This window comes from Mesorhizobium sp. M0437, assembly GCF_040321335.1.
In the GTDB taxonomy this organism is placed as follows: domain Bacteria; phylum Pseudomonadota; class Alphaproteobacteria; order Rhizobiales; family Rhizobiaceae; genus Mesorhizobium.
Genome location: NZ_JAMYRK010000078.1, coordinates 1 through 25,590, shown reverse-complemented (window position 1 = coordinate 25,590; position 25,590 = coordinate 1). Strand labels below are relative to the sequence as shown.

General features: G+C 63.4%; 25 protein-coding genes. 11 read left to right on the top strand and 14 right to left on the bottom strand.

Annotated elements, in window-relative coordinates:
- Nucleotides 1–112 precede the first annotated feature (112 nt).
- Nucleotides 113–1,003, bottom strand: a complete 891-nt coding sequence (locus NKI72_RS30120) for a LysR family transcriptional regulator (protein WP_352832547.1) — start codon at nt 1,001–1,003, stop codon at nt 113–115.
- Nucleotides 1,004–1,108: 105 nt separating this feature from the next.
- Here NKI72_RS30120 and NKI72_RS30115 point away from each other — a divergent pair, with 105 nt between their 5' ends.
- Nucleotides 1,109–2,104, top strand: coding sequence for an aldo/keto reductase (locus tag NKI72_RS30115; RefSeq protein WP_352540001.1), 996 nt, complete (start codon nt 1,109–1,111; stop codon nt 2,102–2,104).
- 270 nt (nt 2,105–2,374) lie between these two features.
- Here the strand turns inward: NKI72_RS30115 and NKI72_RS30110 are convergent, their stop codons facing one another.
- The 7 genes from NKI72_RS30110 to infC form a co-directional block, all read right to left on the bottom strand.
- A complete protein-coding gene (locus NKI72_RS30110) occupies nt 2,375–2,977 on the bottom strand; it encodes a nucleotidyltransferase family protein (RefSeq protein WP_352832549.1) in 603 nt (200 codons plus the stop codon).
- A 39-nt stretch (nt 2,978–3,016) separates the two neighbouring features.
- Complete coding sequence (gene pheT / locus NKI72_RS30105; protein WP_352851621.1) at nt 3,017–5,425, bottom strand: phenylalanine--tRNA ligase subunit beta; 2,409 nt, start codon at nt 5,423–5,425, stop codon at nt 3,017–3,019.
- 106 nt (nt 5,426–5,531) lie between these two features.
- Complete coding sequence (gene pheS, locus NKI72_RS30100; protein ID WP_352451635.1) at nt 5,532–6,617, bottom strand: phenylalanine--tRNA ligase subunit alpha; 1,086 nt, start codon at nt 6,615–6,617, stop codon at nt 5,532–5,534.
- Nucleotides 6,618–6,713: 96 nt separating this feature from the next.
- Nucleotides 6,714–7,115, bottom strand: a complete 402-nt coding sequence (rplT, locus tag NKI72_RS30095) for a 50S ribosomal protein L20 (protein WP_006201247.1) — start codon at nt 7,113–7,115, stop codon at nt 6,714–6,716.
- Nucleotides 7,116–7,150: 35 nt separating this feature from the next.
- Nucleotides 7,151–7,354, bottom strand: coding sequence for a 50S ribosomal protein L35 (rpmI, locus tag NKI72_RS30090; protein ID WP_006201248.1), 204 nt, complete (start codon nt 7,352–7,354; stop codon nt 7,151–7,153).
- A gap of 192 nt (nt 7,355–7,546) precedes the next feature.
- On the bottom strand, nt 7,547–8,188 hold the full coding sequence (locus tag NKI72_RS30085; protein WP_352451636.1) for a methyltransferase family protein: 642 nt from the start codon (nt 8,186–8,188) through the stop codon (nt 7,547–7,549).
- 199 nt (nt 8,189–8,387) lie between these two features.
- Entirely contained in the window at nt 8,388–8,924 is a 537-nt protein-coding gene (infC, locus tag NKI72_RS30080) for a translation initiation factor IF-3 (protein ID WP_023677573.1), read from the bottom strand.
- Between the two features lie 215 nt (nt 8,925–9,139).
- Between infC and NKI72_RS30075 the strand changes: the two genes are divergently transcribed.
- Nucleotides 9,140–9,907, top strand: a complete 768-nt coding sequence (locus tag NKI72_RS30075; RefSeq protein ID WP_352832553.1) for an alpha/beta hydrolase — start codon at nt 9,140–9,142, stop codon at nt 9,905–9,907.
- A 2-nt stretch (nt 9,908–9,909) separates the two neighbouring features.
- Here the strand turns inward: NKI72_RS30075 and NKI72_RS30070 are convergent, their stop codons facing one another.
- The gene (locus tag NKI72_RS30070; protein ID WP_352769726.1) at nt 9,910–10,923 is read right to left on the bottom strand and encodes a 1-aminocyclopropane-1-carboxylate deaminase; all 1,014 of its coding nucleotides are present in this window, start codon (nt 10,921–10,923) and stop codon (nt 9,910–9,912) included.
- A 170-nt stretch (nt 10,924–11,093) separates the two neighbouring features.
- On the opposite strand from NKI72_RS30070, the gene NKI72_RS30065 reads away from it, so the two are divergent.
- The 3 genes from NKI72_RS30065 (at nt 11,094) to NKI72_RS30055 (ending at nt 13,161) form a co-directional block, all read left to right on the top strand.
- Nucleotides 11,094–11,558, top strand: a complete 465-nt coding sequence (locus NKI72_RS30065) for an Lrp/AsnC ligand binding domain-containing protein (RefSeq protein WP_352832555.1) — start codon at nt 11,094–11,096, stop codon at nt 11,556–11,558.
- 258 nt (nt 11,559–11,816) lie between these two features.
- Nucleotides 11,817–12,305 (top strand): DUF2852 domain-containing protein, encoded by a 489-nt coding sequence (locus NKI72_RS30060; protein ID WP_352616779.1) that lies wholly within the window; start codon nt 11,817–11,819, stop codon nt 12,303–12,305.
- 97 nt (nt 12,306–12,402) lie between these two features.
- Nucleotides 12,403–13,161: a M48 family metallopeptidase gene (locus NKI72_RS30055; protein WP_352451640.1), complete on the top strand. Its 759-nt coding sequence runs from the start codon at nt 12,403–12,405 to the stop codon at nt 13,159–13,161.
- Between the two features lie 73 nt (nt 13,162–13,234).
- Here NKI72_RS30055 and NKI72_RS30050 read toward each other — a convergent pair whose 3' ends face one another.
- Nucleotides 13,235–13,453, bottom strand: a complete 219-nt coding sequence (locus NKI72_RS30050) for a hypothetical protein (protein WP_254815955.1) — start codon at nt 13,451–13,453, stop codon at nt 13,235–13,237.
- Between the two features lie 162 nt (nt 13,454–13,615).
- Between NKI72_RS30050 and NKI72_RS30045 the strand changes: the two genes are divergently transcribed.
- From NKI72_RS30045 to NKI72_RS30020, 6 genes are all read left to right on the top strand, one after another.
- Nucleotides 13,616–14,275, top strand: coding sequence for a phosphoribosylanthranilate isomerase (locus NKI72_RS30045; protein WP_352451641.1), 660 nt, complete (start codon nt 13,616–13,618; stop codon nt 14,273–14,275).
- 33 nt (nt 14,276–14,308) lie between these two features.
- Nucleotides 14,309–15,559 (top strand): tryptophan synthase subunit beta, encoded by a 1,251-nt coding sequence (gene trpB, locus NKI72_RS30040; RefSeq protein WP_352813956.1) that lies wholly within the window; start codon nt 14,309–14,311, stop codon nt 15,557–15,559.
- A 2-nt stretch (nt 15,560–15,561) separates the two neighbouring features.
- On the top strand, nt 15,562–16,401 hold the full coding sequence (trpA, locus tag NKI72_RS30035; RefSeq protein ID WP_023677563.1) for a tryptophan synthase subunit alpha: 840 nt from the start codon (nt 15,562–15,564) through the stop codon (nt 16,399–16,401).
- 95 nt (nt 16,402–16,496) lie between these two features.
- Entirely contained in the window at nt 16,497–17,423 is a 927-nt protein-coding gene (gene accD / locus NKI72_RS30030; RefSeq protein WP_352682217.1) for an acetyl-CoA carboxylase, carboxyltransferase subunit beta, read from the top strand.
- A gap of 55 nt (nt 17,424–17,478) precedes the next feature.
- Entirely contained in the window at nt 17,479–18,804 is a 1,326-nt protein-coding gene (locus NKI72_RS30025) for a bifunctional folylpolyglutamate synthase/dihydrofolate synthase (protein ID WP_352832557.1), read from the top strand.
- A gap of 61 nt (nt 18,805–18,865) precedes the next feature.
- Complete coding sequence (locus NKI72_RS30020; protein WP_352454801.1) at nt 18,866–19,285, top strand: VOC family protein; 420 nt, start codon at nt 18,866–18,868, stop codon at nt 19,283–19,285.
- Between the two features lie 47 nt (nt 19,286–19,332).
- Here the strand turns inward: NKI72_RS30020 and NKI72_RS30015 are convergent, their stop codons facing one another.
- From NKI72_RS30015 to addB, 4 genes are all read right to left on the bottom strand, one after another.
- Entirely contained in the window at nt 19,333–19,614 is a 282-nt protein-coding gene (locus NKI72_RS30015; protein WP_352832560.1) for a cupin domain-containing protein, read from the bottom strand.
- A gap of 128 nt (nt 19,615–19,742) precedes the next feature.
- Nucleotides 19,743–20,066, bottom strand: coding sequence for a thioredoxin (gene trxA, locus NKI72_RS30010; protein ID WP_023677558.1), 324 nt, complete (start codon nt 20,064–20,066; stop codon nt 19,743–19,745).
- Nucleotides 20,067–20,139: 73 nt separating this feature from the next.
- A complete protein-coding gene (gene addA / locus NKI72_RS30005; protein WP_352851620.1) occupies nt 20,140–23,652 on the bottom strand; it encodes a double-strand break repair helicase AddA in 3,513 nt (1,170 codons plus the stop codon).
- The coding region (addB, locus tag NKI72_RS30000) for a double-strand break repair protein AddB (RefSeq protein ID WP_352851618.1) at nt 23,649–25,590 on the bottom strand (1,942 nt) is incomplete at its 5' end. The genes addB and addA, both read right to left, overlap by 4 nt.

Below are 25,590 nucleotides of genomic sequence, written 5' to 3'. Positions count from 1 at the left end.
CAGACTCAACTGACCCAGAACACGATCCACCATCGCGAATCTCCCTGCTCCAACCTCACAACAGAATCACTGATCGGCTTCTGTGCAAAGATCTCTTGTGGGGAGGGTTGGCTTACTCGCCGACCTTGAAAAAATCGACAAAGGCCCTGAGCGCCGGCCGCATCTGGCGGCGGCTGGGGTAATAGACGAAGAAACCATCGAAGCGCGGGCACCAGTCCTCCAGCACGCGAACGAGCTTGCCCCCGGCGAGCGGGTCGCGGACATAGTCCTCGAACACGAAGGCGAGCCCGGCGCCGTCGACCGCGGCATTGGCAATCAGATGGTCCTCGTCGAGGATCAGCGGCCCTTCCACCGGGATTTCGATCTCCTCGCCGTTTTTCTCGAATTCCCAGCGATAGATGATGCCGCTGGAGAAGCGGAAGCGGATGCAGCGGTGAGCGGCGAGATCGCGCGGATGCTGCGGCTTGGACCTGGTCTCGAAGTAGGATGGCGTGCCGACCACCGCGCCGCGAAGGTCTGGTCCGATGCGCACTGCGATCATGTCGCGCTGCAGGCTCTCGCCCAGCCGCACACCGGCATCGAAGCCGCCCTTGACCACGTCGGTGAAGCGGTCCTCGATGACGATCTCCAGCACGATGTCGGGATAGGCAGCAGCAAAGGCGCCGAGCCTTGGCGTCAGCGTCAGGTGGGCGGCGGTGCGCGGCACGGTCAGCCTGAGATTGCCCGCCGGCCGGTGGCGCGCCTCGATTGCCGATTCAAGCGCAAGGTCGATTTCCGACAGCGCCGGCCTGAGGCGCTCGAGCAGTTGCGCGCCCTCCTCGGTCGGAGCGACGCTGCGCGTGCTGCGCGCCAGAAGGCGCACGCCGAGGCGCGCTTCGAGGCTGGACACCGCGTGGCTGACCGCCGACGGCGCGATTGCCAGTTCCTTGGCGGCGCCGCGAAAACTGCCGCATTGGGCGACCATTGCCAGTACCGCGAGCTGTGAAAGATGGGTTCGCTTCATTGATCTATTTCTTGGAACAGCCCGTGCAATTGAGAGCCGATTATCGAACTCGGCGCAAGACGCTATCTCTGCGGCATCACAACCATCACAACAAGGAGACACGTGATGCAAACCCGAAAGCTTGGCAATGAACTTGACGTCTACCCGGTCGGCCTCGGCTGCATGGGGATGAGCTTTGCCTATGGTGGCCAGCCGGAGGCGGAGGCGATTGCCACGCTGCGCCATGCCGTCGAGATCGGGGTCAATTTCTTCGACACGGCCGAGGTCTATGGCCCTTACGAGAACGAGATCCTGGTCGGCAAGGCGCTGAAGCCGGTGCGTGACAAGGTGACGATCGCAACCAAATTCGGCTTCAAAATCCTCGAAGAAGGCAGCGGCATGGAGCGCATGGCCGGTGTCGATAGCCGCCCGGAGCATGTCAAGGCCGTGGCCGAAGCGTCATTGAAGCGGTTGGATACGGAGGTGATCGATCTCTATTACCAGCACCGCGTCGACCCCAACGTGCCGATCGAGGATACGGTCGGCGCCATGGCCGAGTTGGTGCGCGAGGGCAAGGTGCGGGCGCTCGGCCTGTCGGAGGCGAGTGCGGCGACCATTCGTCGGGCGCATGCCGTGCACCCGATCGCCGCCGTGCAGAGCGAGTATTCACTGTGGAGCCGCGATCCGGAGGAGGAGGTGTTTGCTGTCTGCCGTGAGCTCGGCATCGGCTTTGTCCCGTATAGCCCGCTCGGCCGCGGCCTGCTCACCGGCACGATCGCCAAGCCCGATGTTCTCGGCGCCGACGACTGGCGCCGTGGGTTGCCGCGCTTCCAGGCCGACGCCATGGCGGCCAATGCGGCGGTCGTCGCCGTGCTGGAAAAGATGGCCGCCGGGAAGGGCGTGACGCCGGCGCAGCTGGCGCTCGCCTGGGTGCTGCATCAGGGCGACTTCATTGTCCCGATCCCTGGTGCGCGAAAAATGCGCCATCTGGAGCAGAATACGGCGGCAGCCGATATCGTGCTGAGCCAGGCCGAGGTGGCATCCATCGGCGACGCCCTGTCGCCGGAAAAGGTGGTCGGCAAGCGCTATACCGAGGAGCTGCTGGCGCTGGTTAACGGGTGAACGGCAATCGACGGCGTAATCGAAACGGGGCGTTTGGGCACCCCTTTTGACTAATACGGTGCGATGCAAAGCGTTGTGAGACCTCGGCGCGAGGCACCCCCCTCTGTCCTGCCGGACATCTCCCCCTCAAGGGGGGAGATTGGCAGTTCCCGCGCCCTGCCCGCCCTTCCGGCGCCGGTGATTGGCGAAAGCCGAGGCGACATCCGATCTCCCCCCTTGAGGGGGAGATGCCCGGCAGGGCAGAGGGGGGGTGCCTCGCGCCGACATTTCCTACCAAGGCATGACACTGATCTCCGGCCAGTTCTCCCTGGCACGCGCGCCCTTCATCTCGTGCGTCTGCCGATTATCCAGTGCACGGTTCGGGGTAACGCGAAACGAGAAGATGTCGTCGAGCCCGAACGGCGCCACGAGCGCGAGTTGCCCATCGGTGCCGAATCTAACGCCGACCGCATGGGTTTTCGAAGCGAAATAGGACAGCGCCTCGGCGGACGACGACAGTCTGGGATAGGAACCGCCAAAGCGCGCCTCAAACCACAGATGCACCCGTGCCTGATTGCGAACCTCGACCGGCAGCTTCAGCCCTTCGAAATGCCTCGCCGCACGGCGGATGACCGTGTCCTCGGCTTCATAGGACAGATCGCTCTCATCGAAATAAAACAGGTCGACATCCCGGATGCCGTACCCCGATGGCTTTCCGGTCAGATGATTCCAGACGCTGTTGTAAAGCGCGCCGGAGACGACCAGCCAGTCCGGCAGGCCTAGCACCCGTACCCGCGACAGCGTCTCACTGACCAGCGGATCGGCTGAGACGATATCGAGAAAGACTGCACGCTGTTCCTCGAAGGGCAGCCCTGAATAGCGCAAATGGTCCATCGCCCTTTGGACGGCGATTCGCCAGGCGCTCGCAACCCCTCAGCCGCGCAGCACGCCGCCGGTCTGCTTGCCGACATTCTCGACGATGCGCTTGGCCAGCGCCTCGAAATCCTCGTCGGTCAGCGTCTTTTCGACCGGCTGGATCGACACTTCGATGGCGATCGATTTCTTCGCCGCGCCGAGCGCTGCACCCTCGAAAACATCGAACACCGAGACGCCGGAAATCAGCTTTCGGTCGGCGGCAAGGGCGGCGCGAACGAGTGTGCCGGCTTCGACCGCCTTGTCGACGACGAAGGCGAAATCGCGCTTGACCGCCTGGAAGGCGGACAGATCAAGCCTCGGCTTTGTTCGCGTCGGCTTGGCCTTCGGCTCGGGCACGGTATCGATGAACACTTCGAAGCCGCAAAGCGGGCCGGAGACGTCAAGCCCCTCCAGCGTCTTCGGGTGGAACTCGCCGAACGTGCCAAGGATTACCTTCGGCCCGAGCTTGATCGTGCCGGAGCGGCCGGGATAATACCAGGCCGGACCGCCGGCCTCAATCTGCAGCCGCTCGACCGGCGCGCCGCAGGCTTCGAGTGCGGCGATCGCATCGGCCTTGGCATCGAAGACGCCGACGGCGCCGGCATTGCCGGCCCAATGGCGGCCGGAGCCCTCGAGCCTGGCGGTGCCGCGCCGCACGCCGGCGGCAACGCGCCGCTGCTGGTCGGCGCCGTCGCCCTCGTAAGTGCCCGACACTTCGAACAGCGCGACATCGCCGATGCCCCTGTCGGCATTGCGCTGTGCTGCCGCGATCAGCCCCGGCAGCAGCGACGGCCGCATGTCCGACATATCGGCGGCGATCGGGTTGGCAAGCTTCAGCGCCTGCTGGCCGCCGCCGAACAATTCGGCGTGTTTTGCCGGAATGAACGACCAGGTGACGGCCTCCATCATGCCGCGCACGGCAAGTGCCCGCTTGGCAGCGCGGGTGCGGATCTGCAGCACAGTCAGGATCTTGGCGTTGACCGCATCGTGCGAACCGAGCGGCTGCGGCGCGATGTTGTCGACGCCGTGGATGCGCATGACCTCCTCGACCAGGTCGGCCTTGCCGTCGACATCCGGCCGCCAGGACGGGACCGCCACATTGACGACATCGCCCGTGCCCTCCGGCCTGAAGCCGAGGCGGGCAAGAATGTCGAGGCTTGTCGAGCGCGGCACTTCGATGCCGGTCAGCCGCTTCACTTCCGACAATGGGAACGAGACGATCTTCGGCTGATGGCCGGCATAGCCGACGACTTCGGTTCGCGCCGGCGTACCGCCGCAGAAATCGAGCACCAGCTTCGTCGCCAGCTCCACACCGGGAATCATCATTTCCGGGTCGACGCCACGCTCGAAGCGGTAGCGTGCGTCGGTGATGATGCCGAGCGTGCGGCCGGTGCGGGCGGTGGTGATCGGGTCCCAAAGCGCCGACTCGATCAGCACGTCGGTGGTGTTCTCGTCGCAGCCGGAATGCTCGCCGCCCATGATGCCGGCAATCGATTCGATGCCGTCCTGGTCGGCGATGACGCACATCTCCGGCGTCAGCGTGTATTCGCGGCCGTCGAGCGACAGCACCTTTTCGCCATCACGCGCCCGGCGCACGGCGAGATTGCCGGTGACCTTCGCAGCGTCGAAGACATGCAGCGGCCGGCCGCGGTCGAAGGTGACGTAATTGGTGATATCGACGAGCGCGCTGATCGGCCTCAAGCCGATGGCGAGAAGCCTTTGCTGCAGCCATTTCGGCGACGATCCGTTCTTGACGCCGCGCACCAGGCGCAGCGCAAAGCCGGGACAGAGCTCCGGCGCTTCGATCGTCACCTTGACCGGCGTCTCGCCCTTGCCGGGGATCGGCTCTATCGGGGCGCTCTTCAGCGTGCCGAGCCCGCTCGCCGCCAGATCGCGGGCGATGCCATGGACACTGGTCGCATCCGGCCGGTTCGGCGTCAGATTGATCTCGATCAGCGGGTCGTCGAGATGGGCATAGGCGGCGAAGCTGGTACCGACCGGCGCATCGGCCGGAAGGTCGATGATGCCGTCATGCTCCTCGGACAATTCGAGCTCGCGCTCGGAGCACATCATGCCATGGCTTTCAACGCCGCGGATCTTGCCGACGGTCAGCGTCACGTCGATGCCGGGAATATAGGTGCCCGGTGCTGCAAAGGCGCCGATCAGGCCCGCGCGGGCGTTCGGCGCTCCACACACGACCTGCACCGGCGGCTTGCCGTCGCCGGTGTCGACGGTCAGCACGCGAAGCCGGTCGGCGTCGGGATGCTGGACCGCCGTCAGCACCTTGGCGATGACGAAGGGGGCCAGGCTCGCCCGGTCGTCGACATGCTCGACCTCGAGGCCGATCGAGGTGAGACGCTCGACGATTTCCGCCAGCGAGGCGTCGGTCTCGAGATGATCCTTGAGCCAGGAGAGGGTGAGTTTCATGACTGTGTTCCGTCTGGTCTGGGCACGCTGCACTTGAAGCTATGCGGCCGCGCGTCGGACATGTGCAGGAAGGCGAGCTGCCCGCGGATTTGCTGCGGCCCGGTCGTCACGCGCTCAAGCCCCCGAACAGCGTCGGCATGTCGAGCGGCCTAAAACCGTAATGCGACAGCCAGCGCACATCGGCGTCGAAGAAGGCGCGCAGATCCGGCATGCCGTATTTCAGCATGGCGATACGGTCGATGCCCATGCCCCAGGCGAAGCCCTGGTATTCGTCGGGATCGAGCCCGCCGTAACGGAGCACATTGGGGTGCACCATGCCGCAGCCGAGAATCTCCATCCAGTCGGAGCCTTCGCCGAAGCGCACCTCGCCGGGCCGCGAACGGTCGCACTGGATGTCTACCTCGAGGCTGGGCTCGGTAAACGGGAAGAAAGACGGCCGGAAGCGCATCTTGACGCTCGGCACCTCGAAGAAGGCCTTGCAGAACTCCTCCAGCACCCATTTCATATTGGCGACGTTGGCCGATTTGTCGATCACCAGCCCCTCGACCTGATGGAACATCGGCGAGTGGGTGGCATCGGAATCCTGCCGGTAGGTCTTGCCGGGGATGACGATGCGGATCGGCGGCTTCTGCATCTCCATGGTGCGGATCTGCACCGGCGAGGTGTGGGTGCGCAAAAGCTTGCGCTCCCCCTGCTCGTCCGGCTGGAAGAAGAACGTGTCGTGCATCTCGCGCGCCGGGTGGCCTTCCGGGAAGTTCAGCGAGGTGAAATTGTAATAGTCGGTCTCGATGTCCGGACCTTCGGCGATGGCAAAGCCGAGATCGCCGAAAATCGCCGCGATCTCGTCGATAACCTGGCTGATCGGATGGATGCGGCCGCGCTCGGCCGGCGATTGCCTGACCGGCAAGCTGACGTCGACCTTCTCTGCGGCAAGCCGTGCTGTGATCGCCACATCTTTCAGCTCGGCGCGGCGCGCCGAAAGTGCCTCGGTGACGCGGTTCTTGAGGCCGTTGATTGCCGGGCCTTTGACCTGTCGCTCCTCGGCGCTCATCGAGCCGAGTGTCTTCAGCATCTCGGAAACCGAGCCCTTCTTGCCAAGGGCAGAGACACGCACCGCCTCGATCGCCTGCTCGTCGGCGGCCGAGGCGATCTCGGCCATCAGGGAATTTTCGAGAGTTTCCATGTCACTCATGTTCCAGATCCGATTGGAAGCAAAGAAAAACCCGCGCCAGCCCTGCCAGCGCGGGTTTCCCAAATCAAGTGTCGAATAGCTTGGGAAGCGCTGGTCTTAAGCGACAGCGCTTTCAAAAGCATTCGGCGTGGTATTCTTCAGGTATTCGAGCGCGACTTTGGCCTTGGCCACGAGTGCGGCGAAGGCCTGCGGCTCGTGGATGGCCATGTCCGACAGGATCTTGCGATCGATCTCGATTCCGGCCTTGTTGAGACCGTCGATGAAACGGCCATAGGTCAGGCCATGCTCATGCGTCGCCGCATTGATGCGCTGGATCCACAGCGCGCGGAACGAGCGCTTGCGGTTCTTGCGGTCGCGATAGGCGTACTGCAGCGACTTTTCCACCGCCTGCTTGGCGATGCGGATGGTGTTCTTGCGACGGCCGTAAAAACCCTTGGCGGCTTTCAGGACCTTCTTGTGCTTGGCGTGCGAGGTGACGCCTCTCTTTACGCGTGCCATGTCATGATCTCCTTAACGCTGTCCAGACCGAATGCTCAGAGGCCGTTCGGCAGAAAATTCTTGATGACCTTCTTGCCATCCGGTTCAGCCAGAACCATCGTGCCGCGGGCATTTCGAATGAACTTGTTGGACCGCTTGATCATGCCGTGACGCTTGCCGGCTGCAGCCGACAGAACTTTACCCGTACCTGTGATCTTGAACCGCTTCTTGGCGGCCGATTTGGTCTTCATCTTGGGCATTTTGCTACTCCGTTTATATGCGCACCAATGCGCTTGTTTGTTCGCTTCAGGCCGACCAAAGCCCGAAAAGCAAATGAAACCGCCACGGCATGCCCTGCCGGGCGGTTTTTTGGGAACGGCGGTCCTATACGTCAAAGCGGGGGCGCGCGCAACACCCCGTGCCCAGCAACACTGTACTCAGCAACACCGTACTCAGGGGAAACGGAACAGCACCGGCAATATGCCGGACTGCTGGGCGCCGTCGATCAGTTCGAAAGCCGGCAAGGCAACCAGGAAGACCAGACCGTCGAGCAGCGTGGTTCGCAGCAGGCGCGGCTTGAAGCCGCCGGTGTCGCCTTCCTGATACAGCGACAGTTTCGGGAAGAAGCGCGGCACTTTCAACAGGTAGGCCTGGTATGGCGCGCCAAGAACCTGCCTGAGGAATTTCTCCTCGCGCAGGATAACGATGTAAAATGCACCCGCGCAGAGCGCTCCAAAGCCGATCGTGGCGGTGATGGAGCCGATCTGTGCGCCGACACCGGCGGCAGCTAAAGTAGAGAAGACATAGAGCGGGTTGCGGGTGATCGAATAGGGTCCGCCGGTCACCACTTCGGAGGATTTGCGTCCACCAATATAGAGCGTCGACCACAAGCGTCCGACAACGCCGAGAAAGATCAGCAGGACGCCGACCATTTCGATCGTTTCATGCACAGGCGTATCGGGCGGAAAAACCGACTGCCCGAACAAAAGCATCGCGAAAAGGACGACGACGACGACGGCAAGCACCATCCTGCGCGTGTGCTGGTAGCTGCCCAGCCCATATTTGGCTTCCGAATGCTTGACGTCATTGACCATGTCGGGAATCCGATCGTCGAGGGAACCAGAGCGTCTTTGCTCTCGCCGGCGATCGCAGCGTCTGGCCAAGAACAGGCGCCCCGCCGATCGCCGGGACGCCTTGCAACATGATTCAGGCGGATTTAATGCACGTCGCCCAAAAGTGCGCTGCGGTTTTGCGACAACGACATGCACAAACAGAACTAAAGCGCAACGCGCTTTAGCGGGGCGCCAGCACCATCATCATCTGGCGGCCTTCGAGCTTCGGTTCGGCTTCGACCTTGGCGATGGGCGCCACTTCCTCGCGAACCTTGTTCAGAAGCTGCATGCCGAGTTCCATATGCGCCATCTCGCGACCGCGGAAGCGCAATGTCAGCTTGACCTTGTCGCCTTCCTCGAAAAAGCGCCGGACGGCCTTCATCTTGGTCTCGTAGTCGTGGCTGTCGATGTTCGGGCGCATCTTGATCTCCTTGATCTCGATGACCTTCTGGTTCTTGCGCGCCTCGGCCGCCTTCTTCTGGTTGGCGTATTTCAGCTTGCCGAGATCGAGGATCTTTACGACGGGCGGCACTGCATTGGGCGATATCTCGACCAGATCGAGCCCAGCCTCTTCGGCGAGCAGCAATGCGTCGTTGATGGAGACATCGCCGCGGTTCTGGCCTTCGGCGTCGATTAGCTGGACCCGGGGAACCCGGATGTCACGGTTGGAGCGCGGGCCTTCCTTGGTGGGCGCCGCTGCTTTGAAAGGTCTGCGAATGGTCGTGGTCTCCTTGAGCCGTTTCGTTAAGGGGTTCTTCAGTTCAGAATTGCGAACGCGCAATGTGGTGAGCGCGCGGTCGGAGTCAATAGCACAGCATTCTCAGGAAATCACCTGCTCGATGGAATGCTCCTCTGCACCAAGCGAAGAAAGTGGCGGAGCACTTTTCGTTGAATGCCTTGCTGTGCCAAAAGACCGGCGTGAGGGAATACACCATGACCACCACCCCGATCTTTCTGGACGTCGACGGGACGAGCATCGCCGTCAGGCATGCGACAGGTGCCGAGCCCGGCATCGTCTGGCTTGGCGGCTACAAATCCGACATGCTGGGCACCAAGGCCGAAACGTTGTCGGAATGGGCGCTCGGGGAAGGCCGCGCCTTCCTGCGCCACGATTATTCCGGCCACGGCGAATCGGGCGGCGCCTTTGCCGACGGCACCATCTCGAAATGGCTGGGCGAGAGCCTGGCGGTTTTCCGCCGTTTCACCCAGGGCAGGCAAATCCTGGTCGGTTCGTCGATGGGCGCCTGGATCGCGCTGCGCATGGTGCAGGAGTTGCGCAAGGCGGGCGAGAACAGCGTCGCCGGCCTTGTGTTGCTGGCGCCGGCGCCCGATTTCACATTCGAACTGGTGGAGCCGGTGCTGACCCGAGCGCAGAAGCGCAACCTCAGGAAAAAGGGCTTTTTCGAAGAGCCGTCGGACTATTCCGCCGAGCCGTACATCTACACGCACGCACTGATCGAGGACGGCCGCAACAACCGGGTGATGACCGGGCCGATCGACACGCACTGTCCGGTCCACATCCTGCAAGGCCTTGCCGATCCCGACGTGCCGTCGAACCATGCGTTGAAGCTGGTCAGCCTGCTGCCGGCCGACGACGTCACGCTGTCGCTCATCCCCGACGGCGACCACCGCCTGTCGCGGCCTCAAGATCTCGACATGCTGGTGCGGGCAGTGGACGCGATGGTGCGGCAGGCGGGATAGATTCAGCCGTTGCGGAACGTATAAGCATATCCGTTGATGGCCGGAGCGCCGCCAAGGTGGGCGTAGAGCACTTTCGATCCCTTGGGAAAATAACCCTTGCTCACGAGATCGATCATGCCCTGCATGGATTTTCCCTCATAGACCGGATCCGTGATCATGCCTTCAAGACGCGCGCAGAGACGGATTGCTTCCTTCGTCTCCTGCGAGGGGACGCCGTAGACCGGATAGGCATAATCTTCGATCAGGACGACATCGTTCTCATCGAGCTCCTTGCCGAGTTCGACCAGCGTCGCGGTGCTCTGCGCGATCTTGAGCACTTGCGCCTTGGTCTGCGCCGGAGTGCAGGATGCGTCGATGCCGATCACCTTGCGCTCGCGGCCGTCCTTGGCGAAGCCGACCAGCATGCCGGCGTGAGTCGAACCGGTGACGGTACAAACGACGATGTAGTCGAAGGCAAAGCCGAGCTCCTTCTCCTGCGCGCGGACCTCCTCGGCGAAGCCGACATAGCCCAGGCCGCCATATTTGTGTACCGAAGCCCCGGCCGGAATTGGATAGGGTCTGCCACCCTTGGCCTTCACATCCGCGATTGCCTGTTCCCAGCTTTCCCTAATCCCGATGTCGAAACCCTCATCGACCATCTGGACATCAGCGCCCATGATCCGGCTCAAAAGGATATTGCCGACGCGATCGTAGACGGCGTCCTCGTGGGGCACCCAGCTTTCCTGCACGAGGCGGCACTTCATGCCGATCTTCGCCGCGACGGCCGCCACCATGCGCGTATGGTTGGATTGGACGCCACCGATCGACACCAGCGTATCGGCGTTTGAGGCGATCGCGTCCGGGACGATGTATTCGAGCTTGCGCAGTTTATTGCCACCGAAGGCAAGGCCGGAATTGCAATCCTCCCGCTTGGCATAGAGATCGACCTTCCCGCCGAGATGACCACCAAGCCGCTCCAGTTTCTCGATATGGGTCGGCCCGAATGTGAGCGGATAACGTTCGAATTTCTCGAGCATGAGAGTGCCCTCGCTTGTTCCATTCATTGCGGTGTGGTGCGATGAACACTATCAGCTCTGCCTTGAAATGTGCTCTCAAAGATCGAGCCCACAATATCCAAAATATCGCTTCATAGCATTGAAATGTCATATATATTCGATTCTTAATCCGAATAATGGAAGAATCTTTCATGCGCGCAGCGCTCGACCGGATCGACCTGAAAATGTTGCGCCTGCTCCAAGGCAATGGGCGACTGACCAACGCGGAGCTGGCGCAGTCGGTCGCTATTAGCCCGGCGACGTGCCACCGCCGGACGCAACGCCTGTTCGATGAAGGCTACATCAGCCATGTCAGGGCGATGGTGAGCCCGCAGAAGGTCGACAGAGGCGCGTTGGTGATGGTTGGCGTCGTACTCGACCGTTCGACCCCGGAGAGTTTCGCGGAATTCGAAAAGGCCGTCGCCAAACTGAAATTCATCCTCGACTGCCATCTGGTGGCAGGCGACTTCGATTATTTTCTGAAGATCAGGGTTGGTGACATGGCGGATTTCAACCGAATCCACGGGGACCAATTGATCGCACTGCCCGGCGTTCGCCAGACGAGAACCTTCTTCGTGATGAAAGAGGTCGTCGACAATGCGCCTCTGGATTTTTGAACGGACGGCTTCGAAGCGTCAAACCATGGCACTCAGCCAGCAGACGCGATCGGCGCTGGATTTTCACTGCAGAACCGTCGACGACATTGCCCCCTTACGGGGCCTGGCTGCTCTTTTCCTTGAAATGCTCAAAAAGCGATAATCATTTCAGCCGCTTGTCCGGTTTTGGCGGCTGCTGTCTTGAATCGCCGTTTTCTTCATCCCATTTCGATTCCACGCAGCCGGATTTGGCTGTCTCCAACTGAAGGATTGGAAGAAATGAACACATCTGCATTGATCCGTCCGGCCTGGACGCCGGCGACCATCGCGTTGATGGTGATCGGGTTCATGGTGTTCTGGCCGCTCGGCTTCGCCATGCTCGCCTACATCATCTGGGGCGATCGGCTCGAGGGCTTCAAGCGCGACGTCAACCGCGCCACCGACGGCATCTTCGCCGGTTGCCGCCGCGGTTCCGACAGGGCCGCGCGCTGGGGCCATGGCTCTGCACGCACCGGCAACGTCGCTTTCGACGACTGGCGCGAAAAGGAACTCGAGCGGCTTGCCGAGGAACGCCGCAAGCTCGACGAGATGCTGAGCGAGTTCGATGAATATGCCCGTGAATTGCGCCGCGCCAAGGACCAGGAAGAGTTCGATCGCTTCATGGCCAACCGCAACAAGTCGACGTCGCCCACGACGGGTGGGTCAACTGGCTCGACGACGAACAACAAACGCGGCGGCAACTCCACGCCAGGCCTGCTCGACGAGTAAGGTCCCGTGCCCAGATAGATAATCCAACGGCGTCGCGTCAGCGGCGCCGTTTCTTTTTTGTTCTAGTCGTTTCCCTCGAATCACGTATCGTCCCGGAATGTCCTTCGGCTTCTTCCGCACCCCGACGAAACCCAAGCCCACGCCCGTCGTGGAGCGCGAGCATTGCGTTGCCGGCCGCACGCTGCCGCTCAAGATCGTCGAGAACGACCGGGCGCGGCGCCTGACGCTGCGCATCGATTCCGGCGGCCGTGGTCTGCGCATCACCGTGCCGCCGGGGCTGCGCCGCGGCGAGGTGGAAAAATTTCTCGACCGCCATCAGGACTGGCTGGAGCAAAGGCTGGCCAAAGTGCCCAATCGGCCGCAGGTGCGGCCCGGCATCAAGGTGCCGGTGCGCGGCGTGCCGCATCGCATCGTCCATGAACCGTCGAAACGCGGCACCGTCACGCTGTCGCGCGACGAGCGCGGGCCGCTGATGATCGTGCATGGCGAACGCGTGCATCTGCCGCGCCGCATCGCCGATTTCCTCAAGCGCGAAGCCAAGCGCGAGATCGAAGCGCTGGTGACCAAGCACAGTGCTGCGGTCGGCAAGCGCGCCAAGGCGATCCGCTTCAAGGATACGTCGAGCCGCTGGGGATCGTGCACGTCGGACGGCAATCTGTCGTTTTCCTGGCGCATCATGATGGCGCCGCGGCCGGTGATAAACTACCTCGTCGCGCATGAGGTGGCGCATCTCAAGGAGATGAACCACGGCCCGAAATTCTGGAAATTATGCGAGCAGCTTTGCCCGGATACCGAGCGCTGCAAGGACTGGCTCAAGCGCAATGGCGGCGCGCTGCAGGCGATCGCGTTCGAGTAGGATGCTTGTAGGGGCACGAAATGGAAACTGTAGCGATCCTTCGCGCCGGCCTCAATAGATTCTGCACTGCCGATCAATCGTCATTGGCCGCGTTCAACTCCTCCGGCCGCAACCCCTCATCGACATGGCGCGGCCAGGGCAGGAAATCCTTCTCGAAGGTCTCGTTGCTGAAATAAGCCAGCGCCCGGTGCGCCTCGGCGCCGTTGAAGGCTGCCTTGTCCATCAAATGAGCGATGACCTCATGGGCCTGCGCCAGCTTTTGCCTGAGTTCCGCGACGGTCTTTTCCGGCATGATCTTTGTTCTCCCGCCTCTGTGCCTGAGCAAGTAGCGTTGCGCTTATATTAGCAAGGTAGCGCGTTCCGCTCTTACATTAGCAAGGTAGCGCGTTCCGCGCTGGCGGCAAACAGGATGCTTTTTCTCGACTCTTTGGCCGTTTCATGCCAATCCCGCGCCATGGCGATGGACATCAAGATATGCGGGTTGAAGACCGACAAGGCACTGGCTGCGGCATTGGCCGGCGGCGCCAGCCATGTCGGCTTCATTTTCTTTGCCAAAAGCCCGCGCTATGTCGAGCCGGCGGAAGCCGGCCGCCTGCGCGAAGCGGCGCGCGGCAAGGCCAAGGCGGTTGCCGTGACGGTCGACGCCAGCGATGCGTTCCTGGATGACATCGTCGAAAAGATGCAGCCCGATATGCTGCAGCTTCACGGCGCCGAGCCTCCCGAGCGGGTGGCCGAGGTGAAGGCCCGCTACGGCTTGCCGGTGATGAAGGCGCTGCCGGTCAGCGAGGCCGCCGATCTCGGGCAAGTCAAGCCCTTCATCGGCATTGCCGACCGCTTCCTGTTCGATGCCAAGCCGCCTAAGGGTTCGGAATTGCCGGGCGGCAACGGTCTTGCCTTCGACTGGCGCATTCTGGCTGGCCTTGACGCCGGCGTCGATTACATGCTTTCCGGAGGGCTCAATGCCGGCAATATCGGCGACGCCTTTCGGCTGGCGAACCCGCCCGGAATAGATGTTTCCTCGGGCGTGGAGAGCGCGCCGGGCGTCAAGGAACCGGCGCTGATCGAACAATTTTTCCGCGCCGTCGGGGCAGCACGCGACAACCGCGCCGCCTGACCACGCTTCAAACCACAGACCAGGAGATCGGCGATGGACAAGCCGGCGATACCGAATTCCTTCCGCACCGGCCCCGACGAGCAGGGCATGTTCGGCATTTTTGGCGGTCGTTTCGTTGCCGAAACGCTGATGCCGCTGATCCTCGAGCTGGAGCGGCACTGGAACGAGGTCAAGAACGACCCGGATTTCAAGGCCGAACTGACCGATCTCTCGACGCATTACGCCGGGCGGCCGTCGAAGCTCTATTTCGCCGAAGGCCTGACCAGGCATCTTCGTGAGGTGTCCTCGGCGAAGGGCCTCGGGGGCGGCGCAAAGGTCTATTTCAAGCGCGAGGACCTGAACCACACCGGCTCGCACAAGATCAACAACTGCCTCGGCCAGATCCTGCTCGCCAAGCGCATGGGCAAGACGAGGATCATCGCAGAGACCGGTGCCGGCCAGCATGGCGTCGCGTCCGCTACAGTGGCGGCGCGCTTCGGGCTTCCTTGTATCGTCTATATGGGTGCAACCGACGTCGCCCGGCAAAGCCCCAACGTCTTTCGCATGAAGCTTCTGGGCGCCGAGGTGCGGCCGGTGACGGCCGGCCACGGCACGCTGAAGGACGCCATGAACGAGGCCCTGCGTGACTGGGTGACCAACGTCGAGGATACCTATTACCTGATCGGCACCGCCGCCGGCCCGCACCCCTATCCGGAGCTGGTGCGCGACTTCCAGTCGGTGATCGGCACCGAGGCGCGCGCCCAGATCCTCGAGCAGGAAGGCCGGCTGCCGGACACCATCATCGCTTGTGTCGGCGGCGGTTCCAACGCTATCGGCCTGTTCCATCCCTTCCTGGATGACAGTGAGGTGCGCATCATCGGCGTCGAAGCCGGCGGCCGCGGCCTCGACGGCATCGAGCATTGCGCCTCGATGAGTGCCGGCGCGCCCGGCGTGCTGCATGGCAACCGCACCTACCTCTTGCAGAACGCCGACGGCCAGATCATGGACGGCCACTCGATCTCGGCCGGGCTCGACTATCCGGGCGTCGGTCCCGAGCACTCATGGCTGCGCGATTCCGGCCGCGTCGACTATGTGCCGATCCTCGACGACGAGGCGCTGGAGGCGTTTCAGCTGACGACACGCGTCGAGGGCATCATTCCGGCGCTGGAATCGGCCCATGCCATCGCACAGGCGGTGAAGATCGTGCCTGACATGGACAAGGACCAGATCGTCATCGTCAACCTGTCCGGCCGCGGCGACAAGGACGTGCATACGGTGGCCAATATGCTGGGCATGGAGATCTGATCATGGCCACCCGTATCGACCGCCGCATGGCAAAGCTGAAGGCCGAGGGGCGACCGGCACTCGTCACCTATTTCATGGGCGGCGATCCGGACTACGACACGTCCCTGTCGATCATGAAGGCGCTGCCCGGCGCCGGCAGCGACATCATCGAGTTAGGCATGCCGTTTTCCGATCCAATGGCCGACGGCCCGGCGATCCAGGCGGCCGGCCTGCGGGCGCTGAAGGGCGGCCAGACTTTGGTCAAGACGCTGAAGATGGCCTCGGAATTCCGCGCCGGCGACAGTGAAACGCCGATCGTCTTGATGGGCTATTACAATCCGATCTACATCTACGGCGTCGAGCGCTTCCTGAGCGACGCGCTGGCCAGCGGCATCGACGGGCTGATCGTCGTCGACCTGCCGCCTGAGATGGACGAGGAGCTTTGCATCCCGGCACTCAAGGCCGGCATCAATTTCATCCGGCTGGCGACGCCGACCACCGACGACAAGCGCCTGCCCAAGGTGCTGCAGAACACGTCGGGTTTCGTCTACTACGTCTCGATGACCGGCATCACCGGTTCGGCGCTGGCCGACACCGGCAAGGTGGCGGCAGCGGTCAAGCGCATCAAGAGCCATACCGACCTGCCGGTCTGTGTCGGCTTCGGCGTCAAGACCGCAGAGCAGGCGCGCACCATCGGCGCGTCGGCCGACGGCGTCGTTGTCGGCACCGCGATTGTCAATGCAGTCGCCAACGTGCTGGGGCCGAAGGGCGAAAAGACCGCCGATCCGGCCGAGGCCGTCGCCACGCTGGTCAGCGGGCTTTCGCAAGGGGTTCGCGCGGCTCGCCTTGCTGCCGCCGAATAATCTTGATCTTCTGGTTGGCCATGATCTCCAGCGAAAACCGGTTTCCACTTTTCGGGATCATGGTCTAACTCTTCGTAAGGACAGGAGCCGAAGCGATGAACTGGATCACCAATTACGTCCGCCCGAAGATCAATTCGATGCTCGGCCGCCGCACCGACATGCCGGAAAACCTGTGGATCAAGGATCCCGAGACCGGCGAAATGGTGTTCCATAAGGATCTGGAGCAGAACCAGTTCGTCATCCCGTCCTCCGGCCACCATATGAAGATATCAGCCAAGGAACGGCTGAAATTCTTCCTCGACGACGGCAAATACGAGACGCTGGAAAACCCCAAGGTCGTTCAGGATCCGCTCAAGTTCCGCGACGAGAAGCGCTACGTAGACCGGCTTAGGGATGCCAAGGCCAAGACCGGCATGGAAGACGCCATCATCAATGCGCTGGGCACGGTCGAGGGCGTGCCGGTGGTGGTGACGGTGCAGGATTTTGCCTTCATGGGCGGCTCGCTCGGCATGGCGGCAGGTGACGCCATCGTGCATGGTTTCGAGGTCGCCTTGCAGCGCAAGCGGCCGCTGATCCTGTTTGCGGCCTCCGGCGGCGCCCGTATGCAGGAAGGCATCCTGTCGCTGATGCAGTTGCCACGGACCACGGTCGGCGTCGACAGGCTGAAGGAGGCCGGCCTGCCCTACATCGTCGTCCTGACCAACCCGACGACCGGCGGCGTCACCGCCTCCTATGCCATGCTGGGCGACGTGCATATTGCCGAGCCCGGCGCCCTGATCGGCTTTGCCGGCCCGCGCGTCATCGAGCAGACCATCCGCGAAAAGCTGCCTGACGGCTTCCAGCGCGCCGAATATCTGATGGAACACGGCATGGTCGACATGGTGGTGTCACGGCTGGAGATGCGCCAGACCATTGCACGGCTGCTGAGAATGCTGCTCAAGCTGCCGGAGGAGCAAAAATCTCAGGAACCGGAAATCTTGCCGCCGTCGGTGATTCCGGCCGAAGCCCGGCCGCACGCCTGACGCATTCGCCACGAACTGCGATTGCGCGTCGTCCGTGGCGCGCCTAGGATTCGCCATGACCACGCTTGCCGCCGACCGCGAAATCGAAAGCCTGATGGCGCTTCACCCGAAGGGCTTCGACCTTTCGCTCGACCGCATTTCGCGGCTGCTCGAGCGGCTCGGCAATCCGCAGGACCAGCTGCCGCCGGTCATCCACATCGCCGGCACCAACGGCAAGGGCTCCTGTGCTGCTTTTTCACGGGCGCTGCTCGAAGCCGCCGGCTACCGCGTCCACGTCCACACCTCGCCACATCTTGTGAACTGGCACGAGCGCTACCGGCTGGCCGCAGATGGCGGCGGCAGGCTGGTGGACGACAAGGTCTTCGCCGAAGCCATCGCCTGCGTCGCCAAAGCCAATCAAGGCCAGAAGATCACCGTCTTCGAAATCCTCACCGCCGTCACCTTCCTGCTGTTTTCCGAACATCCGGCCGATGCCGTCATCCTCGAGGTTGGCCTTGGCGGCCGCTTCGACGCCACCAATGTCATCGCCGAGCCGGCCGTGTCGGTGATCATGCCGGTGTCGCTCGACCACGAAGCCTATCTCGGCGACCGCGTCGAGCTGATCGCCGCCGAAAAGGCCGGCATCATCAAGCGCGGATGCCCGGTCGTCATCGGCGCGCAGGAAAGCGAGACGGCGCAGCAGGTGCTCATCGAAACCGCCGAGCGGCTCGACTGCCCCGCCTTCGTCTATGGCCAGGATTTCCTTGCCTATGAGGAAAACGGCCGCATGGTCTATCAGGACGAAGACGGATTGATGGACCTGCCGCCGCCGCGCCTGCCGGGGCGCCATCAATTCGCCAATGCGGCGGCGGCGATCGCGGCGGTCAAGGCGGCGGGCTTCGAGATCAGCCACCGCGCTGCCGAGAAGGCGATGGCGAATGTTGCCTGGCCGGGCCGCATGCAAAAGCTGCCGCAAGGACGGCTGAGCGAACTGGCGCCGAAGGGCGCCGACATCTGGCTCGACGGCGGCCACAATCCCGGCGCTGGCGTGGTCGTCGCCGAGGCGCTGGCCGAGCAGGAGGAAAAGAACCCGCGTCCGCTGTTCCTGATCTCGGGCATGATCAACACCAAGGACCAGAGCGGCTATTTCCGCGCCTTCAAAGGGCTGGTCCGGCATGTCTACACCGTGCCGGTGAGCCTGAGCGACGCGGGCGTGCCGAACGACGAGCTGGCGACCCGCGCCATCGAGGCCGGCCTGTCGGCCGAACCGGTCAGTTCCGTCGCCAATGCGCTGATGCTGCTGCGCGACACGTGGGACGGACCGCCGCCGCGCATCCTGATCGGCGGGTCACTTTACCTGGCCGGCGCGGTGTTGGCCGAAAACGGCACGCCGCCGGTTTGAGGCGTGCTTCAGCCGGGCCACGGTGACGCCAAACTTGTCATACCACCGCGAGGAGCCAATCATGATCAAGGTAAAGCAGCTCGCACACGTTTGCATTTTCGCGAATGACCTGGAGATGACGCGAAGCTTCTATCGGGACGTCCTCGGCATGGACACCCAGTTCAATTTCCTGCGCGACGGGAAGATTTTCGGCTTCTACCTCAATTGCGGCAGCCGTAGCCATGTCGAGGTGTTCCAGAAAGACGGCGCCAGCTATGGCGACTTGAACCAGATCAACCACTTCTGCCTCGAAGTGGAAAACATCGACGCCGCGATCGCCCATCTGAGGTCAAAGGGGGTTGATGTCACTTCCAAGAAACGCGCGTGCGATGACACCTACCAGGCTTGGATCCGCGACCCCAACGGCGTGAAGATAGAACTGTTCGAATATACTGAGAAAAGCGCACAATTCGTCGGCGGCGATCGTATCGCGGATTGGTGATCGCGCCTCGCCGGACAATTGTAGCGGCGCAGCCGATGGTTGGTGGACTACTTCAGCTCGACCTCGATGAAGGCGAATTCGCCATCGTTTGCGCTGATGACGTCATGTTCGACGCCCTCATTGCGGAAATACGGCGCGCCCTGCTTCATCTCGGCAAAGGATTCGCCATCCTTGGTCAGGAGCTTCACCTTGCCGTCGGTCAACGGCACGATCACATAGTCGTGGCCATGGCGATGCCAGCCGGTGTTGTCTCCCGGGGCGAAGCGGTATTCGGTGACGATGACGCGCTCATTGTCGATGAAGACGGTGGCCTTGGCGGATCCGGTCATATCGCTTCTCCTGCTTTAAGCCAGACAAGAGCATGAGACTGCAAGTGGCGAGTGCCAGATCTGCGGATCGGTGACGCCACAAGAAAGCCCGGCGCGAGGCCGGGCTTTTCTGCAAAATTTTGATCGGATCAGGCGAGGCTGCCGTTGATCCAGTGCGACAATGCCGTTTTCGGCGCAGCACCGACCTTCATGTCGGCGACTTCGCCGCCCTTGAAGATCATCAGCGTCGGGATCGAGCGCACGCCGAACTGCGCGGCCAGCTCAGGATTCTCGTCTATGTTGAGCTTGGCGATCTTTATCTTGCTGCCGAGTTCGATGGCGATGTCCTCGAGCGCCGGGGCGATCATCTTGCACGGGCCGCACCATTCCGCCCAGAAATCGACCACGACCGGCTCCTTGGCGTTGAGCACGTCGGCCTGGAAATTGCTCTTGTCGACCTTGACGGTGGCCATGCTGAGATCCTTTCGATTTATTCGTCCCACCAAATGTGGTGGTGATCGTGTCCGTCTTCAAGCAAGTGTTGTGTCACGCTCCCGTGAGTCTAGCAAGCGCGTCGTCCATGGCCGCTGCCGGCAGCTCGATCAGCCGCGGCACCTCGGTGAACAGCAGCGCCGCCGAGACCTCGCGTCCCGGATAGAGCGGCTGAAGCAGCGCGCGATAGAGTGCGAGCTGCAGAACATAGGCTTGCGGCACTTCGGCGAGCGTAGCTGGCGCTGGCCGATTGGTCTTGTAGTCGACGATCGAAACCTTGTCCGGCGTTACTGCCAACCGGTCGATCTTGCCGGAAATCGAGCGCAGTTTGCCCCTTACCTCCAGGCTGCCCATGATGGCGACTTCGGCGCGCGAGTTTGGCGCAAACAGCGGCGCGAAGCGGCTGTCGGCAAGAATTCTGAAAACGCCAGCCAAGGCCTTGTCGTGCTTGTCGTCGGGCCATGCCGCGCCGGCTCTTGCCAGATAGCGTTCGGCGGCATCCCGGCGTTTTCCCTCGGCGATGCCGGGCAGCATCTGCAGCAATTTGTGCAGCGCCAGCCCGCGCATGACGGCAAAACCGGGCTCGGCGTCGGCATCCAGCACCGGCGAACGCGTGTCGGCCACCGCTTGCCGCGCCTCGTCGATCAGCACCGAGGCGCCGGACGGCGAGAGCGGCCGCGGCAATTCCTCGAAGGGCGGCAGAGGCCGGAACAGGGTTTCCGGCAATGGCGCAAAGCGTTCCGCCTGTCGTGCCTCATTCACTGCCGCCAGTGGCATGGGCGGCAGTTTCGTCACCTGGAAACGATGCACGGTCTCGCCAGTGGCGGGATGCCGGCGTTCTTCGCTCTCCGCGGCACCGACCAGTGCGCGGCTGACGATCGAATGCCAGGTACCGGTATTCGGCGCCCGTTTGCCATGGTAGCCGCAGACGATCAGCCGATCCTCGGCGCGGGTCATGCCGACATAGAGCAGCCGGCGGTATTCGTCGTCGGCGAGCTCGCGGGCGCGGGCCGATGCGGCGCGTGAAAACCCATTTGCGACATCGCTGGCCGAACGCCAGAGATAGCCCTTGCCCTCCCAGCAGTCGCCCGAGCCTTCGAACGGCATCAATCTCGGCAGATGCTGGTCGCTGAACGGCGCGGAGCCGCCATCAACAAGGAATACCACCGGCGCCTCCAGGCCTTTGGCGGCATGCACGGTCATGACGCGAACCTCGTCGCGGGTCTGGTCCATTTCGCGCTTGATCTCGGGGCCGGCGTTTTCCAAAGTCGACAGGAAGGATTCCAGTCCCGGCAGGCCGGTCCGCTCCTCGGCCAGGCAGAAATTCAGGAATTCGTCGAGGACGTCGCCGGCCTCCGGCCCGAGCCGCGCGATCATCTTCTTGCGCAGGCCGTCGCGGGCGAGAGCTGCAGCATAGAATTCGAACACCGGCTTGAATGCGGCCTCGTTCGACCATGTGCCGAGCCGGCTGACGACGGCGGCCAACGCCTCGCTTTCGCCGGCATGCCGGCGCAGCGAGGCGATCAGCGAGACGCTCGATGGCCTCTCCGCAGCAAGCGCGAAAAGCTGCTCTTCCGAGACATCGAAGATCGGGCTGCGCAGCACGGCGGCCAGCGACAGATCGTCCTCGGGCTGGATGAGAAAGTGACCGAGTGCGATCAGGTCCTTCACCGCGATATGGCCAGGCAGGCTGAGCCGGTCGGCGCCGGCCACCGGGATGTGGCGGCGCTTCAACGCCCGTGTCAGCGCATGGACGAAGCGGTCGCGCTTGCGCACCAGCACCAGCACGTCGCCGGGCCGGAGTTTCTTGCCACGCCCTTCGATGACCTCGCCGCCGCCGATCCAGCCGGCAATGGTCGCTGCAACGTTTTCGGCAACGCGCACCGCCGGTGCGTGGGCGTGATCCACCGCTTGCGTCCAGTCGTCCGGTTCGTCGACGATGTCGGCGCCGAGCGAGGGCCAGACGTCGACATAGCCCGGCGCATCGTTGCGGATCGCCTTGTGGTCGAGCGGATCGGGATCGTGGCTGATGCCGCGCCGCACGTTCGGGTCAGCAAAGACACGATCCACCGCCGCAAGCACGTCGTCGGTCGAGCGAAACGACCAGGTTAGCTTGAGATCGGCGAAGGCGGCGGCGGCGGATCTGACTTTGCCGGCAAACAAAAGCCGGCTGTCGGCAAAGGAGTCCGGGGCGGCTCCCTGGAAGGAATAGATCGACTGCTTTTCGTCGCCGACCGCAAAGATGGTGCGGTGGACGGCGTCGCGTGCGCCGAGCCCGGCAAAGAACTCCTCCGCCAGCCGCTTGACTACCTCCCACTGGTCGGGACTGGTGTCCTGCGCCTCGTCGAGGAGGATGTGGTCGATGCCCTGGTCGAGCTTGTACTGCACCCATGGGCCGGCGTCGGGCCGCGCCAGTAGATGGACCGTGCGGGTGATCAGGTCGTTGAAGTCGAGGAAGCCGCGCGCGCGCTTCAATTGCTCGTAGCGGGCGATCAGCCAGTCGGCGATGGTCAGCGCCGCACGCGTGCCTTCCAGCATCCTGAACAAGGCCAGCCGGTCGGAGATTTCGAGAATGGCGTCGACCGCCGCCAGATATCGTTCAGCAAGATCGGGCAACCGGTCCAGCAATGCCCTCTTAAACGTCTTTGCCGGATCGTAAGGCTCGCCGTCGGCCCTCAGGAAAGCCTTGGAGAGCAAATTCAGGCGACGTACCGGATCCTCCTCGGCAAAGGCAAGGCGGGCGCATGGCAGCAGATTGTTCAGCACGATGCGCGCATCGGCGGCCTCGGCTGCCCGTGAAAAGGTGACGAGATAATCCGGCAGGAAGCCGGGCAGCGGCCAGACCGAGGCGGCTATACCTTCGGCCGTCTGGCCGGCGCGGAAATGGAACTCGTCGAACAGCGCCTGAAAACCATCGCCGCCGGCCGCGGCGATGAACGCACGCAAACCATCGCGCTTGCGCACGATCTCGGCCAGCAGTGCGTCGAGCCCATGCTCGCCGCCGCGCTCCAGCACGGTGGCGAAGGCCTCGGACAATGCCGCATCGCCTGCAACGCCGCCCGAAATCATGTCGCGGCGGGCGGCGGCAAACAGCGAAGCCTCCATTTGCGGATCGAGCATTTCGAAATGCGCAGGGATATTGGCTTCCAGCGGGAACTGATGCAGCACCGATTCGCAGAAGGCGTGGATGGTCTGGATCTTCAGCCCGCCCGGTGTTTCCAGCGCCTCGGCAAACAACCGCCGCGCCCGGCGCATGGTTTCGCGGTCGGGCTGGCGGCCGTCCAGCGCCTCTATCCGTGTCGAGAGCTCGGCATCGCCCAGGGCCGTCCATTGCGACAGCGTCGAAAACACCCGGTTCGACATGTTGGCGGCGGCGGCACGCGTATAGGTCAGGCACAGGATCTTGGACGGATCGGTGCCGCGCAGCAACAGCCGGATAACGCGCTGGGCGAGTACATGGGTCTTGCCCGATCCGGCATTGGCCGACACCCAGGCGGAATTGCGCGGGTCGGACGCGCTTGCCTGGCTCGCGGCAGTGTCGCTTGGAATGGGGTAGGCCTTTTTCATGCCTCCCCTCCCTCGTCATCGGCGTCGCCGCCGGCGGACCATTCGAGCACGCGGGCGAGATGGTCGTAGTCGCCGTCGGTCTCGCCCTCGCGGAACGGCAGCGCCCGCGACAGATAGCCGGTCGCCGGGTCGGCGTAGTGGATCAGCAGTTTTTCCAGCCGCGCCCACGCTTCTTCGGCGAGATCGGCGGCGGTTCGCGGCTTGCGGTTGTATTCGAGGATGGATTCCTCGAACACTTCGCCATTCGGCCTCAGCCGCACGAAGGCCAGTTGCGACGGCTCGCATGCGCCAAGCTCCTTGAAAGCGCCGCGCCTGAGCAGCGCGCCCTCGAGTGCCAGTTGCGGCGCGAGCAGCGTGTGCGCCTGTGCTTTGGATGGCGAGGAGCCGGTCTTGTAATCGAGGATGTCGGCCATGCCGCCGGCCAGCAGATCGATGCGATCGGCATAGCCGGACAGGGTCACACCGGATCGGCCCACACCGGTCTTTTCGGCGCGTTCCTCGGCGTACCGCCGTGCCACGGCTGCGGCCCGGCCGCGCTCCCATTCGATGATGCCGACGGCAAGCTTTTCGAAGCGTGGCCACCACACCGCCTCGACATCGGCCGGCAGCGCCGCCTCGGCAAAGCAGGAGCGGCCTGCGGCGATGAGCCCGTCCAGCGCCTCCGGCGCGCGCGGGTCGGCCACCCTCGCCGAGAAGAGGTGCAGAATTGCGTGAAACAGCGTGCCACGCTCGGCAGCGCCCGGATCGCGAATGACCGGATCGAGCGGCATCAGGCCGAGTATCCTTCTGGCATAGACCGCATAGGGATCGCGGCGCAGCGTTTCGATCTCGGTGACCGAGAAGTGGTGCGGCCGCGCGGCGAGCGGCGGTTTCGGCTGCGGCCGCGGCGCAAAGTCCTGCTTTTCGCCGGCATCGAGCACACGCGCCCAGGCAAGCAGTTCGTCGCCGCGCCGGCGAAGTGCAGCAGCGTGGTCCTCGCCGACGAATGTAAGGATGCGCTGCAGCCAGCGCGAAGGTACCGACGGTGCATCGCCGGAGCGGCCGGAGCGAGCCAGCACCACTTTTTTGGCGCCCATGGCCATCTGGAAATCATGGGCGGCAAGGCCGATGCGCCGCTCGGGCGGTTCAAGATCGATGCCGGTCTTCATCAGCCGCGACATGAAGCGGTCGCTCTCCGGCTTGCGCGGCCACACGCCTTCGTTGAGCCCGCCGACGACCAGCGTGTCGACATCCTGAAGCCGCGCTTCCAGCACACCCCAGATGGCGATGTTCCTGTCGGTGCCCTGCGCCGGCTTGACCGTCTCGGGCGCGATCAGCGCCTCCATCACGTCAGGCCATTCGTCAGCGGCGAAGGAGAACGACACCGAGGCCGCGACCAGCTCGCGCAAGAGCTCGGCGAGCTTTTCGCCGGCATCGCCCGCATAGAGTTCGCTCGGGCTGCCGTCAGCGGCGCGGCCGAGACTTTCGAGCGCAACGACGCTGGCGCGCACAAGGGTGGCAAGATCGGCATTCTCGTCGCCGCGAAAAGCAACCAGCGGCGCCAGCGCGGCCGTTAGCCGGATCAGCAGGTCGCGCGCCTGTTCGATGCGCCTGACCGAAAGCCGCGGCCACCAGAAGGGTGGGCGGCGATTGCCGCTGCCGTCGAATTCGAGGAGCCGGGTGTCGAAGAGCTGCGGCAGCGACGCCACGTCCGGACGCCCTGTGCCACCGCGCAGCGCCACAAGTTCGACGATTTCGGCCGCATGGCGCACGCTTGCCCGCTCCAGGCCGAGGCCAAGCAGGGGATGCTTGAGCAGCGACAGCAGGGCAACGGGGTCGCCCGGGCGGAAGGCTGCCTGAAGCGCCAGCCTGAGCAGGCTGGCGGCTGGTGTGTTGATCAGCGGCGTGCCGCCGGAATCGTCGGCGGCAACGCCGAAGCGCAGCAGCTCGACGGAGCCG

Excerpts from the sequence above, each read along its gene's own strand:
- NKI72_RS30045 (WP_352451641.1), top strand. The coding sequence starts at position 13,616 with ATGGCGATGGACATCAAGATATGCGGGTTGAAGACCGACAAGGCACTG.
- pheT (WP_352851621.1), bottom strand. The coding sequence starts at position 5,425 with ATGAAACTCACCCTCTCCTGGCTCAAGGATCATCTCGAGACCGACGCC.
- NKI72_RS30015 (WP_352832560.1), bottom strand. The coding sequence starts at position 19,614 with ATGACCGGATCCGCCAAGGCCACCGTCTTCATCGACAATGAGCGCGTC.
- pheS (WP_352451635.1), bottom strand. The coding sequence starts at position 6,617 with ATGAGTGACATGGAAACTCTCGAAAATTCCCTGATGGCCGAGATCGCC.
- NKI72_RS30120 (WP_352832547.1), bottom strand. The coding sequence starts at position 1,003 with ATGAAGCGAACCCATCTTTCACAGCTCGCGGTACTGGCAATGGTCGCC.
- NKI72_RS30075 (WP_352832553.1), top strand. The coding sequence starts at position 9,140 with ATGACCACCACCCCGATCTTTCTGGACGTCGACGGGACGAGCATCGCC.
- addA (WP_352851620.1), bottom strand. The coding sequence starts at position 23,652 with ATGAAAAAGGCCTACCCCATTCCAAGCGACACTGCCGCGAGCCAGGCA.
- rplT (WP_006201247.1), bottom strand. The coding sequence starts at position 7,115 with ATGGCACGCGTAAAGAGAGGCGTCACCTCGCACGCCAAGCACAAGAAG.
- NKI72_RS30050 (WP_254815955.1), bottom strand. The coding sequence starts at position 13,453 with ATGCCGGAAAAGACCGTCGCGGAACTCAGGCAAAAGCTGGCGCAGGCC.
- trpA (WP_023677563.1), top strand. The coding sequence starts at position 15,562 with ATGGCCACCCGTATCGACCGCCGCATGGCAAAGCTGAAGGCCGAGGGG.
- NKI72_RS30115 (WP_352540001.1), top strand. The coding sequence starts at position 1,109 with ATGCAAACCCGAAAGCTTGGCAATGAACTTGACGTCTACCCGGTCGGC.
- NKI72_RS30025 (WP_352832557.1), top strand. The coding sequence starts at position 17,479 with ATGACCACGCTTGCCGCCGACCGCGAAATCGAAAGCCTGATGGCGCTT.
- trpB (WP_352813956.1), top strand. The coding sequence starts at position 14,309 with ATGGACAAGCCGGCGATACCGAATTCCTTCCGCACCGGCCCCGACGAG.
- trxA (WP_023677558.1), bottom strand. The coding sequence starts at position 20,066 with ATGGCCACCGTCAAGGTCGACAAGAGCAATTTCCAGGCCGACGTGCTC.
- accD (WP_352682217.1), top strand. The coding sequence starts at position 16,497 with ATGAACTGGATCACCAATTACGTCCGCCCGAAGATCAATTCGATGCTC.
- NKI72_RS30065 (WP_352832555.1), top strand. The coding sequence starts at position 11,094 with ATGCGCGCAGCGCTCGACCGGATCGACCTGAAAATGTTGCGCCTGCTC.
- NKI72_RS30085 (WP_352451636.1), bottom strand. The coding sequence starts at position 8,188 with ATGGTCAATGACGTCAAGCATTCGGAAGCCAAATATGGGCTGGGCAGC.
- NKI72_RS30060 (WP_352616779.1), top strand. The coding sequence starts at position 11,817 with ATGAACACATCTGCATTGATCCGTCCGGCCTGGACGCCGGCGACCATC.
- NKI72_RS30070 (WP_352769726.1), bottom strand. The coding sequence starts at position 10,923 with ATGCTCGAGAAATTCGAACGTTATCCGCTCACATTCGGGCCGACCCAT.
- NKI72_RS30020 (WP_352454801.1), top strand. The coding sequence starts at position 18,866 with ATGATCAAGGTAAAGCAGCTCGCACACGTTTGCATTTTCGCGAATGAC.
- NKI72_RS30110 (WP_352832549.1), bottom strand. The coding sequence starts at position 2,977 with ATGGACCATTTGCGCTATTCAGGGCTGCCCTTCGAGGAACAGCGTGCA.
- rpmI (WP_006201248.1), bottom strand. The coding sequence starts at position 7,354 with ATGCCCAAGATGAAGACCAAATCGGCCGCCAAGAAGCGGTTCAAGATC.
- NKI72_RS30055 (WP_352451640.1), top strand. The coding sequence starts at position 12,403 with ATGTCCTTCGGCTTCTTCCGCACCCCGACGAAACCCAAGCCCACGCCC.